This is a genomic window from Ruegeria sp. CH5 (genome assembly GCF_056537025.1).
In genome coordinates this window covers 124,750-141,207 of record NZ_JBQFQT010000001.1, presented here as the reverse complement: position 1 = coordinate 141,207, position 16,458 = coordinate 124,750, and the positions used below count along the sequence as shown (strand labels likewise).

The window sequence follows — 16,458 nt, the reverse complement described above, 5'->3', positions numbered from 1 at the left end:
TTCTCGCCACGATCCACATCTAAATTATTAAAGTTCCGAAGAACTGGCTTCGCTGCTTTTGGCCGGCAAAAGGATTTCGTTATGCGCAATTTTGAATGGACATCGACACGGTCGGAGAAACCGCGCCAGGCAGACCGGTGCCGGGGCGCCGTCGAGTCTTTCGTGACCTCGGAAAGCGGGACGATGACCATCTTCGCCCTCTTCCTTCTGATGATCATCTTCACCGCGGCGGGCTTCGCCGTGGACGTTATGCGGTACGATCGCGAACGTGCGCGCCTGCAATATGCTCTGGACCGCGCCGTATTGGCGGCGGCCGACCTGGACCAGGACCTTTGCCCCAAGGACGTAGTCGTCGACTACCTCGCGAAGGAAGGCTTGGACCAGTACCTGGTTGGTGACCCGATCGTGGAACCCAATGTCTGCGGCGCGACCGCCGTTACGATCGAAGGCTACCGCAAGGTCCAAGCGAGCGCCCAGATGGATGTCGGCATGCACTTCATGCAGTGGTGGGATGTTGACTCGATCGTGAGCGCGGCAACCAGCGTTGCCGAAGAAGCCATTGATGATGTTGAGATTTCTTTGGTCCTCGACGTCTCTGGCTCGATGAACAGCTACAATCGCCTGGCCAACCTGAAAGTGGCGGCCAAAAACTTCGTGCAAGAGATGGCGGACAAGACCGAGGACGGGAAGCTGTCGATCTCGATCATCCCATACGCAACTCAGGTGTCGCTGCCCGACTATCTGATGGACGAATTCAGCACGACCGGCACCAATAACCGGGCAAACTGCATCAACTTCACCAGCAGCGAGTTCAACACCACCGCGCTGGACCCCGATACGATCCGCCAACGCACACTGCACTTCACGCCGTGGAGCACCTATGACCGGCGCCCCAGCAACGGCTACGTCTACAGCGAAGTCTGTGACGAACTCGCCAACCGTGAGGTCTCGGTCCTGCAAAAGGATCCGCAGGTTCTCAAAGATCACATCGAAAGTTTTACGGCCGGCGGAAACACGTCGATCGACGTCGGTCTGAAATGGGGTCTTGCCCTGCTTGACGAAAGCATTCAGCCGGTGATCGCACGCCTGGCGGGTGACGAAGTGCCTGCAGAGTTCGCCACCCGTCCCAACAGCTACTCCAGCAACGACTCGATGAAGGTTCTGGTGCTGATGACGGACGGCGCGAACACCACACAATACATGGTAAACGACCCCTACCGTGAGGGTACGTCCATTCTGTGGTGGAATGCCAAAAAGTCCACCTATTCGACCTATGACTACGAGACCGAGAAGTACTTCTGGCACGATGTCAACTATACCGAATGGGACAGCAGCAAAGGTTGGTACTGGGGTCGCGAGATCTGGCAGGACGATCCCTATGGCAACGACGAGTATACTGTCTATCGGTGCACCTACCGGTCCGGCGGCGTCTGCTACAACTTTGACTACAGCAGAAGCGAAACCCGCACTGTTCTGGACAACAATGGCGACCCCGCGACATCGGTCAACCTGACCTGGGTTCAGGTCTGGGAACGCACGACCCGTCGCGCGATCCGCGACCTGTTCCGCGAAGCGCTGGGGAGCACGAAAGGCAACACCTGGTACAACAACGCGGTCACTTCGATCGGGTCGGGCACCAAGGACCCGCGCGCGCGCGCAATGTGTGCCGCCGCTCGCGCCAATGGCATCGTAGTCTTCACTATCGCTTTCGAAGCTCCCGATCAGGGCAAGGCCCTTCTGAAAGACTGCAAAAGCGATGATGGCGCCTACTACGAGGCGACCGGTGACGAAATCGTCGACGTATTTGCATCGATCGGATCGACCATCCGCAATTTGAGGCTGACCCAATGATCAAGCGTTTGCTTCATCAATTCCGCACGTTCCGGCGGAAAGAAGATGGGATGGCGACGATCGAGTTCGTCTTCTGGTTCCCCATCTTCATCATGACGACCTATTCGGCCGTCGAAGTCGGGATCGGGGCCTTCAACCACGCCAACCTCGAGCGTGGCCTGGACGAAACGATCCGCGACGTTCGCCTGAACAACCTCGAAAAGTATGCCACCAACGTTCAGGACGGCTGGACCCACACTCTGTTGAAGGACATCGTCTGCGACAAGGCAGGCTACATTCCTGAGTGCAAGGAGAACCTGATCCTGGAAATGACCCGCGTAGACCCGTTTATGGGCAACACGCTGGATCCGAACCCCTACTGCATCGATACCCCCGCAACGATCCGCAACAGCCAGATCTTCGAGCCGGGTACGTCGGATGAACTGATGATCGTCCGCGCCTGCGTCGAGGTAAAGCCGCTGTGGTGGGGAACCATTCTGGGTGCCATCGCGCGGAAAAAGCCCAACGGTATGTACGAACTGCACGCAACAACGGTGTTTGTCTATGAACCGACCTGATCGCTCAATCTTCTCGCTGGCTGTCCGGTATCTGAAACGGTTTTCGCGCAAGGAATCCGGCGTGATCAGTGTCGAGGCCGTGATGATCTATCCCCTGCTCTTCTGGGGCATGTGTGCGTCCTATACGTTCTTCGACGGCTACAAGCAGAGCTCGCGGAATCTCAAGGCGTCTTATGCGATCGCCGACGTCATTTCCCGCGAACGCAATGACATCAACGCGACCTATATGGATACGCTGTATGACCTGCTGCAGCAGATGATGTCGGACCGCTCCGACGTGTCGATGCGCATCTCGTTCCTTCGCTTCGACCTGCCGGATGACCGGCACTATGTGCAGTGGTCCTGTATTCGCGGCGAAAGCTTTGAGGCGTGGACCGATGGCACCATCAGCGAAATCCGGGACAAGCTGCCCATCATGCCGGACAACGGCAAGATGATCCTGGTCGAAGTGAAGGACTTCTATCGCCGTCCCTTCCGCATCGGATACGGCGAAAACGAATTTGCCATGGACAATTTCGTATTCACCCACCCGCGCGTCTACGACAAGATCGACGCACCGGGCGGGTGCTGAGAGCTATTCGGCCTCGGCCAGCATCGCGGAAAGCATTTCTGACAGGAACTTGGTCTCAGCGGCGGACGTCATGCCGCCGACGCCAATACGTCGCCCGACGCGCCACCAAAGGCCCGGGGCCCAAGCCCTGCCCCGTTTGCTACGGGTCGTCAGCAGAAAGCCGTTTGACGGTTTGAAGGCGAACACACCCCGATCCACCCCTTCGATTTCACCAACCTCGGCAATCAGCTTGCCGCTGCCTGTCCGCAGTTCCGTGCGCGTCAGCTCGATCCGGTCCGCTGTCGCATGCCAGACGCGATGCGCAAGCCAAAGCGCGCCACCTCCGACCACGAACAGGAACAGCTGCCATTCCGGCGCGGGCGGTGCGGCCAGGGCGACATAAGTCACGAACGCGCCCACGGTGACGAGCATTCCCACGCCCATCCACCGCCGTGCCGATGAAGCCTGAATCGTTGCCAGTACGTCTTCTTGCATTTCCAACTCCGCCTTTGCCTGCTCCCCTTACCCGCTTTCAGCGACAAGCAACAGGCCAAGACTCACCCGGCGCATTTTTGCACAGAAGCAGTGCTTTCTCGCGAATTGACCGTACTTCAGCGAAAATTAGATAACGGGTCCAGAGACAGGAGATCCACATGTCGCTCAGACCAACACTCGAAACCCGCAAGGCCGTTCCGACGATGGAAGGCGCTGGTGTAAAGCTGCACCGCGCTTTTGGATTTCAGGATCCGTCCGAACTGGATCCATTCCTGTTGTTTGATGACTTCCGCAACGAGCACCCGCAGGACTACCAGGCCGGCTTTCCCTGGCACCCTCACCGCGGCATTGAAACCATCACATACGTATTGTCAGGAACCGTCGATCACAGCGACTCGCTGGGCAACAGCGGCCAACTGGGTGCCGGAGACGTCCAGTGGATGACGGCGGGGTCCGGAATTCTGCATCAGGAAATGCCCAAGGGGAATGCATCCGGGCAGATGCATGGGTTTCAGCTGTGGGGCAACTTGCCCTCGGCTCAAAAGATGACGGCGCCTCGGTACCAGGACGTTCAGGGCAAGGACATTCCTGAAGTGATCGATGATGATGGCACCACGGTGCGGGTCATCGTCGGCAAGTTCTGGGGTAAGACCGGGCCGGTGGACGGTATCGCCGCGGACCCGCAATATTTGGACGTATCGATTCCTGCAGGGGTAAAAAAGACATTCAGGATAGACACTTATCGCCGTGCTTTCGCCTATGTTTTCGATGGGCAGGCCGCTTTCGCCGACGCCTCGCAGCCGACCGGCGTTCTGCTTGAGAAGGAAGTCGCCGGGCAAGAGCTGAACATTCGCGACATGTCGGGCAACCGGACGCTGGTGCGGTTTGGCACCGGAGACGAAATAACCGTTCAGGCCGGGCCTGAAGGCGTGCGATTCCTGTTGATCTCGGGTGCGCCGATCAATGAACCGGTAGCATGGCATGGCCCGATCGTGATGAACACGCGTGCCGAACTCGAGCAGGCGTTTCGGGAGTTGCGCAACGGTACTTTCATCAAGCCGGCGCACTGACTCCAGACAACCGGTAACGTGGCGCGGCCAATCAGGCCGCGACCGCCTTGCGTACCATATCCCAATAAATCTGCTCGACCTCGTCCAGCGAAAGCCGTCCACCGGCCCTGTACCACGTCATGACACCATTCAGCATGGCAATCACCGCTAGCGTCGCGATCTTCGCATCCTGAACAGAGAATAGACCGTCCTTCTGGCCGGCCAGCAGGATGCTCTGTAACGCATCCTCATATCGTCGGCGCAGCTTTTCGATTTCGGCGAAGTTTTCAGGCGTCAGATTTCGCAGCTCCATGTAGGCGATGAACACTTCGTCGGGTCGCTGCATGTGAAACCGGATGTGGAAACCCACGAATTGCCGCAAGGCACCCAATGCATCCGCCTGTGGTTCCAACGCTTCATAGGCCGCCAGCAGCTCTTGCATGTGGTCCTGCATCAGGCGGAACAGAAGGCTTTGCTTGTCCGGAGTGTAATTGTAAAGCGCACCGGCCTGCACTCCGACCTCCCCCGCGATTTGGCGCATGGAAACAGCGGCATAGCCATGCCGTGCAAACAATCCCAAGGCGGCCTCGCGAATGCGGGGCCCGGTGATATCGGAATGAGAGCCTTGAGTACGTGCCATGGATCCATCGTATATGAACGTACGTTCATATAGAACCCCGCTTGAACCGTTCATGCAAAAAGTGCATCACGTTCAGGTTCCTCACTGTTCGGGTCGCGAAATGAAAGCTGTTTCCGTCATCCTGCCGCTGCTTCTCTTGGCCGCGTGCGCAGATATTCCCGAGTTGGAGGGAAGCGAAGCGGCCTCGGTAAAGGCCGCGCCCTACCCCAAGCTGATCCCGTTGACCCAGGTCAACGTGCCGCCCGTCGACCCGGTGAACGAGGCAGCCGCCGTGGAAGAAGAATTGGAACAACGGGCCGAGCGGCTGTCGCAAAAGGCACAGGCACTCCAGAACGCCGAGACCCAGTAAGCCCCGTACGCTCGCCCACTGCGCAACAACTCTGTCCCTGACGGATTGCACCGCCGCGTTGAACCAGCTATGGCAGCCGACAAAGGACCTTGCGTCCAACAGGCAGACTTCGAGCGGAAAGGAACCCACGGAATGACACAGGCGCTACGGCTTGGAATTGCTGGCTTGGGAACCGTGGGGGTGGGCGTCGTCAAGATCGTGCGCCGTCATGCCGAATTGCTCCAAGCACGCACTGGTCGTCCGATCGAGATCGTTGCCGTTTCGGCGCGCGACGCCGCCAAAGATCGCGGGGTGAACCTGTCCGGCTTCGCGTGGGAAACCGACCCTGTGGCCTTGGCCAAGCGCGACGACATCGATGTGTTCGTCGAACTGATGGGGGGTGAAAATGGCCCGGCAAAGGCCTCGGTTGAGGCGGCGTTGGCCAGCGGCAAGGATGTGGTCACCGCAAACAAGGCGCTGCTGGCCATTCACGGCCAGGCATTGGCGGAACAGGCCGAAGCCGCGAGCCGCGTGATCCGGTTCGAGGCCGCCGTGGCCGGAGGAATTCCGGTCATAAAATCCCTTACCGAAGGGTTGGCCGGGAATGACATCAAGCGCGTCATGGGCGTGATGAATGGCACCTGCAACTATATCCTGACCCGAATGCAGTCGCAGGGATTGGGCTACAACGCCCTGTTCGAGGAGTGCGCTCAGTTGGGGTATCTCGAAGCGGATCCCAACCTTGACGTTGGCGGCATCGACGCGGCGCACAAGTTGGCGCTGTTGGCCTCTATCGCGTTTGGAACAAAGCCGAATTTCGACGGGATCGAGATCGAGGGCATTCAGCATATCAGCCTGGATGACATCCATCAGGCCGACGATATGGGCTACCGCATCAAGCTGTTGGGCGTTGCGCAGCGCACGCCGCGCGGGCTTGAACAACGGATGCAACCCTGCCTGGTACCCAGTGACTCGCCTTTGGGGCAGCTGGAAGGCGGCACCAACATGGTGGTCATTGAGGGCGACGCCGTCGAACAGATCGTTTTGCGCGGACCCGGCGCTGGCGAAGGCCCGACGGCCAGTGCGGTGATGGGGGATGTTTGCGACCTGGCGCGGGGCCTGCGGATTTCCACCTTTGGTCAACCCGCCACGTCGCTGGTCGACTCCAAGCCCGCAATCACCGGCCTGCCTGCCCCTTATTATCTGCGCCTTGCATTGCTGGACAAACCAGGTGCGCTGGCCAAGGTGGCCGCGATTCTGGGCAATGCCGGCGTTTCAATCGACCGGATGCGCCAATACGCACATGCCGAGGACACGGCACCGGTACTGATCGTTACACACAAGACCACACGCGCCACGCTGGACGTTGCGTTGGAGGACTTGCGCACCACGGATGTGGTTGCGGGCGAACCGGTAGCTCTGCGTATCGAGCAGGTTTGAACCCTTGCGGCCTGCGCCACGAGCAGGCTATGCCAGTCAGGACGTCTTCGCTTTACCAAAGGATTACATCGCATGAGCGCTGCCAAAATCGATTTCAACGACCGCCTTCTGTCCCTTGGACTTGCGCGCGTGGCTGAGCAGGCCGCTCTGGCCTCGGCCTCGCTGGTCGGACGCGGAGACGAGAAAGCCGCCGACCAGGCCGCGGTCAATGCGATGCGTGAACAGCTGAACCTGCTGGATATCGCTGGCGTGGTGGTTATCGGTGAAGGCGAACGCGACGAAGCGCCGATGCTGTATATCGGCGAAGAGGTCGGCACCGGCAACGGCCCCGGCGTGGACATCGCTCTGGACCCGCTCGAGGGTACGACGCTGACCGCAAAGGATATGCCCAACGCGTTGACCGTCATCGCGATGGGTCCGCGCGGTTCGATGCTGCACGCACCGGACGTCTACATGGACAAGCTGGCGATCGGCCCGGGCTTCCCCGAGAACGTGGTGACACTGGACATGTCCCCACGGGAAAGGGTCGAAGCGCTGGCCAAGGCCAAAGGCTGCACTCCCGAGGACATTACCGTTTGCATACTGGAACGTCCGCGCCACGAGGCGATGATCGCCGAGGTGCGCGAAACCGGTGCTGCGATCCGCCTGATCACCGACGGTGACGTTGCAGGCGTCATGCACTGCGCCGAGTCCGAGACGACCGGCATCGACATGTACATGGGCCAGGGTGGCGCGCCCGAGGGCGTTCTGGCGGCCGCCGCGCTGAAATGCATGGGTGGCCAGATCTTTGGACGCCTGATGTTCCGCAATGATGACGAACGCGGTCGGGCGGCCAAAGCCGGTATTACCGATCTGGATCGAGTCTATGCCCGCGACGAGATGGTCACCGCCGATGTGATCTTTGCGGCGACCGGTGTCACCGGCGGGTCGCTGCTGCCGCGGATCAAGCGGGAACCTGGTTGGGTCGAGACGACGACCCTGCTGATGCGCTCGAAAACCGGATCGGTGCGGCGCATGTCCTACCGCACCCCCATTTGGCCGCATGTCGAGGGCTGAGGGGCCCGCAGACACAACCGTTCAAGGGCCGGGTCCGACAGGATTCGGCCCTTTTTAGGAGAAGTGGATTGAGCTTTCTGGGTGTTGAACAGTCTTTGACGGGCCGCCGGTGGATTGGTCCATCGCCTGAATTGGACCGGGCCGCCGAGATGCTGGCCCAGCAAACCGACCTGCCCCGCCCCCTGTGCCAAGTGCTGGCACGGCGCGGTGTCCCGCCGATGGAGGCCGAGAGCTTTTTATCTCCAAAACTGCGCGACCTTCTTCCCGATCCTCGCAGCCTGCGCGACATGGAGATCGCCGCAACGCGGTTCCTGAAAGCGGTGCGAGACAACCAGCGCATCGCCGTTTTCGCCGACTATGATGTCGACGGCGGCAGCTCGGCAGCCCTGTTGCTGGTTTGGCTCAGGCAGATGGGGCGTCAGGCGACCTTGTATGTGCCTGATCGTATCGACGAGGGCTATGGCCCCAACGCCCCCGCCATGAGCCAGCTTGCTGAAACGCATGATCTGATCATCTGCGTGGACTGCGGCACGCTCAGCCACGAAGCAATTGCCGCAGCCAAGGGGGCCGATGTGATCGTTCTCGATCACCACCTGGGCGCCGAAACGCTGCCGGATTGCGTGGCCGTGGTGAATCCCAACCGGCAGGATGAAAGCGGTGACCTGGCCCATCTGTGTGCTGCAACCGTTGTCTTTCTGATGTTGGTCGAGGCCGGACGCCAACTGCGCGAGGCCAACAGCCAAGGCCCGGACCTGATGGCGATGCTGGATTTGGTCGCGCTGGCGACCGTGGCGGACGTCGCACCCCTGATCGGGGTCAACAGGGCGCTTGTTCAGCAGGGCTTGAAAGTGATGGGGCAGCGGCAACGCCCCGGACTGGTTGCGCTGTCCGAAGTGGCGCGCATGGATTCGGCGCCCAACAGTTACCATCTGGGTTTTCTGCTTGGGCCGCGCATCAATGCCGGCGGCCGGGTCGGGCAGGCAGACCTCGGCGCGCGGCTGCTCAGCACCGACTCGGTGACCGAGGCCGAGGCCTTGTCCCGGCGCCTTGATGACCTGAACACCGAAAGGCGCGACATCGAGAATGCGGTCCGCGCCGCAGCGCTGGCGCAGGCCGAAGAACGTGGATTGGATGCGCCGCTGGTGTGGGCTGCAGGTGACGGCTGGCATCCCGGCGTCGTTGGGATCGTGGCGGCTCGCCTGAAAGAGGCGTCGAATCGTCCCGCCGTCGTGATTGGTTTCGACGGTGACGAAGGCAAAGGCTCGGGCCGTTCGGTCTCGGGTGTCGATCTTGGCGCATCAATCCACCGGTTGGCCGCCGAGGGTTTGTTGGTCAAGGGCGGCGGTCACAAGATGGCCGCAGGTCTGACCGTGATGCGCGACCAGCTGGAACCGGCGATGGAGAGACTCTCGGAGTTGCTGGCAAAACAGGGGGCGGGCCAAGCCGGTCCTGCCGACCTCAAGCTGGACGGTGCGCTGATGCCCGGGGCGGCCTCGGTTGATCTGATCGAAAAGATCGAGCAGGCCGGCCCATTTGGCGCCGGGGCCCCTGCCCCTCGATTTGCAATGCCCGACCTGCAGGTCCGCTTTGCCAAGCGGGTCGGAGAAACCCATCTGAAGCTGTCGCTGTCGGACGGAATGGGTGGTGGGCTGGACGCGATTGCATTTGGTGCCTTTGACGGACCGATGGGCGAAAGGCTGTCAAATCACGGTGGCGCGCGGTTCCATTTTGCCGGTCGGCTCGAGGTCAATACATGGGGTGGAAGGCAAAGCGTGCAGTTGCGCCTGGAAGACGCGGCCGATGCAAATTGACCGCTGACGCCACTGCCTTTTTTGACCCGCAAAAAAGTTTCCTGGCCGTGCGTTTTTCGTCTTGCGGGTGGGGGGCGTAATCCGTAAAAGGCCCTCCACAAGCCAGCGTGGCCCGTTCGTCTATCGGTTAGGACGCCAGGTTTTCAACCTGGAAAGAGGGGTTCGATTCCCCTACGGGCTGCCACTTGTGCTTGGGCAATGCTGACGTGGCCCGTTCGTCTATCGGTTAGGACGCCAGGTTTTCAACCTGGAAAGAGGGGTTCGATTCCCCTACGGGCTGCCATTTTCACCCCCGAGAAACGCAAATCGCGCGCTACCACTGCGGCGACTTTCTGCATCCAGATTTGCAGCTCGACCAAGCGGTGACGCCAAAAAATCCATAACGAAGCGTCATTGGTATGCTCTTTTCGCCTAGCCGATGACGCCACGTCGGGTGGGTAAAAAACCATATATTTTCAAGGCTATAGTCGTTGACTTCGTTGGGTCGAACAGACCAATTTCGCCATTTACTAATTTTTTAGTTTGACAGACTCGCGAAAAATCGCTGATGCTGTTCGTCATCCGGTTCGCGCCGGAGAACCATAAATTTTGGGAGGAGAAAGATGCGGAAACATCTTTTGTCCGCAGTGGCGGCGGCTGCCGTCATTGCGGGGCACGGTCCTGTTTGGGCCGACGAAGCCGCAGCACAGCGGTGGGTCGACGACGAGTTCCAACCATCCACCTTGTCGAAAGACGAGCAGATGGCGGAAATGCAGTGGTTCATCAACGCTGCCGAACCGTATGCCGGGATGGAGATCAACGTTCTGTCCGAAGGTATCCCGACCCACTCGTATGAATCCGAAGTTCTGACGAAGGCGTTCGAGGAAATCACCGGCATCAAGGTCAACCACCAGATCCTGGGTGAAGGTGAGGTCGTTCAGGCCGTCCAGACGCAGATGCAGACCGGACGGAACCTGTATGACGGCTATGTCAACGACAGTGACTTGATCGGCACGCACTCGCGCCTGCAACTGGCCTATCCCCTGTCGGATATGATGGCGGGTGATTGGGCGGCGACAACCTCGCCGACGCTGGACCTGGATGACTTCATGGGTATCCAGTTCACCACCGGTCCCGACGGCAAGCTGTACCAGCTGCCCGACCAGCAATTCGCCAACCTGTACTGGTTCCGCAAGGACTGGTTCGATGACGAAGCCAACAAGGCCGCATTCAAGGAAAAATACGGCTATGATCTGGGCGTTCCGGTCAATTGGTCTGCCTACGAGGATATCGCCGAATTCTTCACCAATGACGTGAAGGAAGTCGACGGTGTCGCGATCTATGGCCACATGGATTACGGCAAGCGCGCGCCTGACCTTGGCTGGCGGATGACCGACGCCTGGCTGTCGATGGCCGGTGCCGGCGACAAGGGCGAGCCGAACGGTGTGCCCGTCGACGAATGGGGCATCCGCATGGAAGCGGGCACCTGTAACCCGGTCGGCGCCTCGGTGTCGCGGGGCGGTGCCGCAAACGGCCCGGCGGCCGTTTACGCGATCCGCAAATGGGACGAGTGGCTGCGGGCCTATGCGCCTCCGGGTGCGGCGTCCTATGACTTCTACCAGTCGCTGCCCGCTCTGTCGCAAGGCAACGTGGCCCAGCAGATTTTCTGGTACACGGCCTTTACCGCCGACATGGTCAAGCCCAAGTCCGAAGGCAACAATACCGTCGATGATGAGGGCAACCCGCTGTGGCGGATGGCGCCCAGCCCGCATGGCCCCTATTGGGAAGAAGGCCAGAAGGTTGGCTATCAGGACGTGGGATCGTGGACTTTCCTGAAGTCCACCCCGTCGGATCGGGCACAGGCCGCGTGGCTGTACGCTCAGTTCGTGACGTCCAAGACTGTCGATGTGAAGAAGTCCCATGTGGGTCTGACTTTCATCCGCGACAGCTCGGTCAACCACGAGTCGTTCACCGAGCGCGCACCTAAGCTGGGTGGCCTGGTCGAGTTCTACCGCTCGCCCGACCGCGTGGCATGGTCGCCGACCGGCATCAACGTTCCCGACTATCCGAAGCTGGCCCAAATCTGGTGGCAGCAGATCGGTGACGTGAACTCGGGCGCCTTCACCCCGCAAGAGGCGATGGACCGTCTGGCTGAAGAGATGGACATCACCATGGCCCGCATGCAGGCCGCGGATGAAAGCGCCGGCGTCTATGGCGGCTGTGGTCCGCGCCTGAATGAACCGCAGGATCCGGCCTTCTGGCTGGAGAAGCCGGGCGCGCCGAAAGCCAAGCTGGAGAACGAGAAGCCGCAAGGCCAGACCGTCAACTACGACGAACTGGTGGCACGCTGGCAGTCCCAGTAAGCCACTACTCCCCGGGGGGCGCCGGTACCGGCGCCCCTTACCAACCAAGACCAAACAGCGTTGCCACGCGCTGCGGGATCGGAACCCACGGACATGATCGAACTACAAAACGCAACCAAGCGGGTCGGCACCGTTACCCATATCAAACCCACGTCTCTGACGCTGCAGACCGGCCATTTCAACGTGCTGCTGGGCGCGACCGGGTCGGGCAAGACCTCTCTGATCAAGATGATTGCCGGCCTGGATCCGATTGCCTCGGGCAAGGTCCTGATGGATGGGCAGGACGTGACCCGGCTGAGCACACAAAAACGCAAGATCAGCCTCGTGCACCAGTTCTTCGTGAACTACCCGCATATGACTGTATTCGACAACATTGCATCGCCCCTGCGCGTTGCCGGAATGGCGCAATCCGAGATCGAAGGCCGCGTGGAAGAGGCCGCCGACCTGCTGCAACTGCGCCCGATGCTGCACCGTCGTCCGCATGAACTGTCAGGCGGCCAACAGCAACGCACCGCACTGGCCCGCGCCATCGCCAAGGACAGCCGCGCCGTGTTCCTGGACGAGCCGCTGGCCAATCTGGACTACAAGCTGCGCGAGGAACTGCGCGAGCAACTGCCCGAGCTGTTCGCCGGGCGCGGCGCCGTAGTGGTCTATGCCACCTCCGAACCCGAAGAGGCGCTGCTGCTGGGCGGCTACACCGCCTTGATGGAAGACGGCCGCGTGACCCAGTTCGGCCCGACCGCGGACATCTATCGCAATCCCGAAAACCTCGCCGCCGCGCGGGTGTTTTCCGACCCGCCCATCAACGTGGCCCGCGTCACGATCACCGGCGGCCAGGTTCAGTTGGCCGGCGGCGGAACATGGCGGCTGAGCCAGGGCATCAGCCTGTCCGACGGGGAATACAAGGTCGCCGTGCGCCCGCACCGCGTCACCCCCGTGCGCGCCTCGGCCGATGATGTCGAGCTGACCGGCCGCGTGATCGTGACCGAGCTCTCCGGGTCCGACTCCAGCGCGCATTTCCAACATGGCGAGGACGCCTGGGTGTCTCTGGCCGCAGGGGTCCACCCCTATCAGGTGGGCGAGGACCACACATTCTACATGAACCCGGCCCATTGCCGGTATTTCGGCCAAGACGGCAAAAGGGTGGCCTGACATGGCACAGATCAAGCTTTCCAACCTCAAACACAGCTACATGCCATCGCCGCAAGGCCCACAGGATTATGCGCTGAAGGAAATCGACGTGACCTGGCGCGATGGCGGAGCCTATGCCCTGCTGGGGCCGTCGGGCTGCGGCAAGTCCACGCTGCTGAACATCATCTCTGGCCTGCTGACCCCGTCCGAGGGACAGATCCTGTTCGACGACCGCGACGTGACCGCCCTGCCCCCTGATCAACGCAACATCGCACAGGTGTTCCAGTTTCCGGTGATCTACGACACGATGACCGTGGGCGAAAACCTGGCTTTTCCGCTGAAGAACCGCGGCGTCGATCCGGCGACGATCAAGCGCCGCGTCGACGAAATCGCCGAGATGCTGGATGTCACTGACATGCTGAACACCCGCGCCAGCGGCCTCAGCCCGGACAACAAGCAGAAAATCTCGATGGGTCGCGGTCTGGTCCGCGACGACGTGAACGCGGTAATGTTCGACGAGCCGCTGACCGTGATCGACCCGCATCTGAAATGGAAGCTGCGGTCCAAACTGAAAGAGCTGCACCAGCGCGTCAAGGCGACGATGATCTATGTCACCCACGACCAGACCGAAGCGCTGACCTTCGCCGACGAGGTGGTGGTGATGCAGGAAGGCGAAGTGGTCCAGATCGGCACCCCGGTCGAGCTGTTCGAACGCCCGCAGCACACGTTCGTGGGCCATTTCATCGGCTCGCCCGGCATGAACGTACTGCCCTGCGAGGCCCGCGGCGACCGCGCCCTGTTCGAAGGGCACGAGGTGGCGCTGGAAGGTCCGGTCGCGGGCAGCGGCGGCCGCACCGATCTGGGCATCCGGCCCGAATATGTGGGTTTCGGCCCCGAGGGCATTCCGGCCCATGTCACCAAGGTGGCCGATATCGGCCGGCATTTTGTGGTCAGTGCCATGGTCGGCAACACCGCGTTGAAGGCGGTGACCGAACACGCGGCCCCCGAGCCCGGATCGCAAGTCTTTCTGCAATTCAAACCTGAACAGACGCGCGTCTACCGCGACGGCTGGATCGCAACCGAGGAGCGCGCCCGATGAGAACGGAAAACCAGAAAGCGTGGTTCTTTGTCCTGCCGGTGCTGGCGCTGGTGGCATTCAACGCGCTGGTGCCGATGATGACGGTGGTCAACTATTCGGTGCAGGAAACCTTTGGCAACAACCAGTTCTTCTGGGAAGGACTGGGTTGGTTCGAACAGATCCTGCGGTCTGACCGGTTCCAGGCGGCGCTGGGGCGGCAGTTCCTGTTCACCGCGCTGATCCTGATGATCGAGGTGCCGCTGGGTATCATCGTGGCTCTGTCGATGCCGCGCAAGGGCTTTTGGGTGCCGGTCTGCCTGGTGCTGATGGCCCTGCCGATGCTGATCCCGTGGAACGTGGTCGGCTCGATGTGGAACATCTTCACCCTGCCCAAGATCGGCCTGCTGGGGTATTTCCTGAACGACGTGCTGGGCATCAACTATGACATGACCCAACAGCCGCTATCAGCCTGGATCACCATCGTGGTGATGGATGTCTGGCACTGGACCTCGTTGGTGGTGCTGCTGTGCTATGCTGGTCTGGTTTCGATCCCTGACGCCTATTACCAGGCGGCCAAGATCGATGGTGCAAGCCCTTGGTCCGTGTTCCGCTATATCCAACTCCCCAAGATGAAGACGGTTCTGACCATCGCGGTGCTGCTGCGGTTCATGGACAGTTTCAACATCTACACCGAACCCTTCGTTCTGACCGGGGGCGGCCCCGGCAACTCGACCACTCTGCTGTCGATCGACCTGGTGAAGATCGCGCTGGGACAGTTCGACCTTGGCCCCGCGGCCGCGATGAGCCTGATCTATTTCGCCATCACGTTGCTGGTTTCCTGGGTCTTCTACACCCTCATGACAAAGGATGACGCGCAATGAAGAAGCGGTCTCTCATCCCGATCCTGTATATCGCGTTCCTGATGCTGCCGATCTATTGGCTGGTGGCGATGTCCTTCAAGACCACGAACGAGATCCTGTCGGGCTTTTCCCTGTTTCCCCAGACCTTTACGCTGGAGAATTACATCACCATCTTCACCGATCCGACATGGTATTGGGGCTATATCAACTCGATCACCTACGTGACGATCAACACGGTGCTTTCGGTCTGCGTGGCCTTGCCTGCGGCCTACGCGTTCTCGCGCTATCGGTTCCTGGGCGACAAACAGTTGTTCTTCTGGCTGCTGACCAACCGCATGGCCCCGGCTGCGGTGTTCGCCCTGCCCTTCTTCCAGCTGTATTCGTCGATCCATCTGTTCGACACCTACCTGGCGGTGGCGCTGGCGCACACGCTGTTCAACGTACCGCTGGCGGTGTGGATCCTGGAAGGTTTCATGCGCGGCATCCCGAAAGAGCTGGATGAAACCGCCTATGTCGACGGCTATTCCTTCCCCCGGTTCTTCGTCACGATCTTCCTGCCCAATATCAAGGCGGGCGTGGGCGTGGCGGCGTTCTTCTGCTTCATGTTCTCGTGGGTGGAAATGCTGCTGGCCAAGACCCTGACAGCGGTCGAGGCCAAACCCATCGCCGCCGTGATGACCCGTACCGCGTCCAGCGCCGGCTACGAGCTGGGCCTGCTGGCCGCCGCCGGCACCCTGACCATCATCCCCGGCGCCATCGTCATCTGGTTTGTCCGCAACTACATCGCGCGCGGCTTCGCGATGGGACGTGTATGAGGTTCGACATGCGCAAACTCCTTCTCTCCCTCTCCCTGCTCGCCCCGTCCTCGGCGCTGGCGCAAGCCAAGGCCGGCTGGGGCAATGTCGGTCAGGAAGAACCCAAGGGCTTTTCATGGACCGACCCGCTGTGGCCCGATTTCTGGATGGCCTGGACCCCGGCAACGCTGGCGGTTTTCGTGGGCATCTTCTCAGCCATCGCCCTGATCGGCGTGCTCGAGGTGGTCAAGTTCCGCGACGGGATCGAACGCCGGGGCGTGCTGGGCCTGACCACCACGTTGGGCGACCGGCTGTTCATCACCCTGCTGGGTTCGGCCTACATCTTTCTGGCCTGGCTGGGGCTGGTCGGTCAACCGGTCTGGACCCCGCTTTTCCTGTCGATCGGCTGGGGCATTTTCGTTTTCTGGAAAGTTTAGGCTTTGCGTAACCGCGAAAGGATGCTTGTCTGGCAAGCA

The 16,458-nt window shown here is 60.7% G+C and carries 16 protein-coding genes and 2 tRNA genes; 16 read left to right on the top strand and 2 right to left on the bottom strand.

What is annotated here, in order from left to right; genetic code table 11:
* The first annotated feature begins 183 nt into the window (after positions 1-183).
* From ACR0JC_RS00670 to ACR0JC_RS00660, 3 genes are read left to right on the top strand one after another with little or no spacing between them, the layout of a single operon-like run.
* A complete protein-coding gene (locus ACR0JC_RS00670) occupies positions 184-1,851 on the top strand; it encodes a pilus assembly protein TadG-related protein (RefSeq protein ID WP_254430712.1) in 1,668 nt (555 codons plus the stop codon).
* Complete coding sequence (locus ACR0JC_RS00665) at positions 1,848-2,408, top strand: TadE/TadG family type IV pilus assembly protein (protein ID WP_480762964.1); 561 nt, start codon at positions 1,848-1,850, stop codon at positions 2,406-2,408. Before ACR0JC_RS00670 ends, ACR0JC_RS00665 begins: the two co-directional genes overlap by 4 nt.
* Positions 2,395-2,979, top strand: coding sequence for a TadE/TadG family type IV pilus assembly protein (locus ACR0JC_RS00660; RefSeq protein ID WP_093961744.1), 585 nt, complete (start codon positions 2,395-2,397; stop codon positions 2,977-2,979). Before ACR0JC_RS00665 ends, ACR0JC_RS00660 begins: the two co-directional genes overlap by 14 nt.
* Before the next feature lie 3 nt (positions 2,980-2,982).
* On the opposite strand, the gene ACR0JC_RS00655 is transcribed toward ACR0JC_RS00660, so the two are convergent.
* Positions 2,983-3,453 (bottom strand): hypothetical protein, encoded by a 471-nt coding sequence (locus ACR0JC_RS00655; protein WP_170339740.1) that lies wholly within the window; start codon positions 3,451-3,453, stop codon positions 2,983-2,985.
* Positions 3,454-3,611: 158 nt separating this feature from the next.
* Between ACR0JC_RS00655 and ACR0JC_RS00650 the strand changes: the two genes are divergently transcribed.
* On the top strand, positions 3,612-4,523 hold the full coding sequence (locus ACR0JC_RS00650) for a pirin family protein (protein WP_170339743.1): 912 nt from the start codon (positions 3,612-3,614) through the stop codon (positions 4,521-4,523).
* Between the two features lie 31 nt (positions 4,524-4,554).
* Here the strand turns inward: ACR0JC_RS00650 and ACR0JC_RS00645 are convergent, their stop codons facing one another.
* Complete coding sequence (locus tag ACR0JC_RS00645; RefSeq protein WP_170339745.1) at positions 4,555-5,142, bottom strand: TetR/AcrR family transcriptional regulator; 588 nt, start codon at positions 5,140-5,142, stop codon at positions 4,555-4,557.
* A gap of 100 nt (positions 5,143-5,242) precedes the next feature.
* On the opposite strand from ACR0JC_RS00645, the gene ACR0JC_RS00640 reads away from it, so the two are divergent.
* From ACR0JC_RS00640 to ACR0JC_RS00585, 12 genes are all read left to right on the top strand, one after another.
* Complete coding sequence (locus ACR0JC_RS00640; RefSeq protein WP_170339166.1) at positions 5,243-5,491, top strand: hypothetical protein; 249 nt, start codon at positions 5,243-5,245, stop codon at positions 5,489-5,491.
* Between the two features lie 132 nt (positions 5,492-5,623).
* The gene (locus ACR0JC_RS00635; protein ID WP_170339748.1) at positions 5,624-6,910 is read left to right on the top strand and encodes a homoserine dehydrogenase; all 1,287 of its coding nucleotides are present in this window, start codon (positions 5,624-5,626) and stop codon (positions 6,908-6,910) included.
* 72 nt (positions 6,911-6,982) lie between these two features.
* Positions 6,983-7,966: a class II fructose-bisphosphatase gene (gene glpX, locus ACR0JC_RS00630; protein ID WP_093961740.1), complete on the top strand. Its 984-nt coding sequence runs from the start codon at positions 6,983-6,985 to the stop codon at positions 7,964-7,966.
* Positions 7,967-8,034: 68 nt separating this feature from the next.
* Complete coding sequence (recJ, locus tag ACR0JC_RS00625) at positions 8,035-9,777, top strand: single-stranded-DNA-specific exonuclease RecJ (protein ID WP_170339750.1); 1,743 nt, start codon at positions 8,035-8,037, stop codon at positions 9,775-9,777.
* 109 nt (positions 9,778-9,886) lie between these two features.
* Positions 9,887-9,961 (top strand) — tRNA-Glu (locus ACR0JC_RS00620).
* Between the two features lie 24 nt (positions 9,962-9,985).
* Positions 9,986-10,060, top strand: a tRNA-Glu gene (locus tag ACR0JC_RS00615).
* A gap of 319 nt (positions 10,061-10,379) precedes the next feature.
* Positions 10,380-12,119 carry an ABC transporter substrate-binding protein gene (locus ACR0JC_RS00610; protein WP_170339752.1) on the top strand — a complete coding sequence of 580 codons (1,740 nt, stop codon included), beginning with the start codon at positions 10,380-10,382 and terminating at the stop codon, positions 12,117-12,119.
* A 93-nt stretch (positions 12,120-12,212) separates the two neighbouring features.
* Positions 12,213-13,271 carry an ABC transporter ATP-binding protein gene (locus tag ACR0JC_RS00605; RefSeq protein WP_170339754.1) on the top strand — a complete coding sequence of 353 codons (1,059 nt, stop codon included), beginning with the start codon at positions 12,213-12,215 and terminating at the stop codon, positions 13,269-13,271.
* Position 13,272: 1 nt separating this feature from the next.
* Positions 13,273-14,349: an ABC transporter ATP-binding protein gene (locus ACR0JC_RS00600; RefSeq protein WP_170339756.1), complete on the top strand. Its 1,077-nt coding sequence runs from the start codon at positions 13,273-13,275 to the stop codon at positions 14,347-14,349.
* Positions 14,346-15,209, top strand: coding sequence for a carbohydrate ABC transporter permease (locus tag ACR0JC_RS00595; RefSeq protein ID WP_005983941.1), 864 nt, complete (start codon positions 14,346-14,348; stop codon positions 15,207-15,209). Before ACR0JC_RS00600 ends, ACR0JC_RS00595 begins: the two co-directional genes overlap by 4 nt.
* Positions 15,206-16,003 (top strand): carbohydrate ABC transporter permease, encoded by a 798-nt coding sequence (locus ACR0JC_RS00590; protein WP_170339760.1) that lies wholly within the window; start codon positions 15,206-15,208, stop codon positions 16,001-16,003. The genes ACR0JC_RS00595 and ACR0JC_RS00590 overlap by 4 nt, the downstream gene beginning before the upstream one ends.
* 146 nt (positions 16,004-16,149) lie before the next feature.
* On the top strand, positions 16,150-16,419 hold the full coding sequence (locus ACR0JC_RS00585) for a DUF2160 domain-containing protein (RefSeq protein ID WP_370797609.1): 270 nt from the start codon (positions 16,150-16,152) through the stop codon (positions 16,417-16,419).
* Positions 16,420-16,458 lie beyond the last annotated feature (39 nt).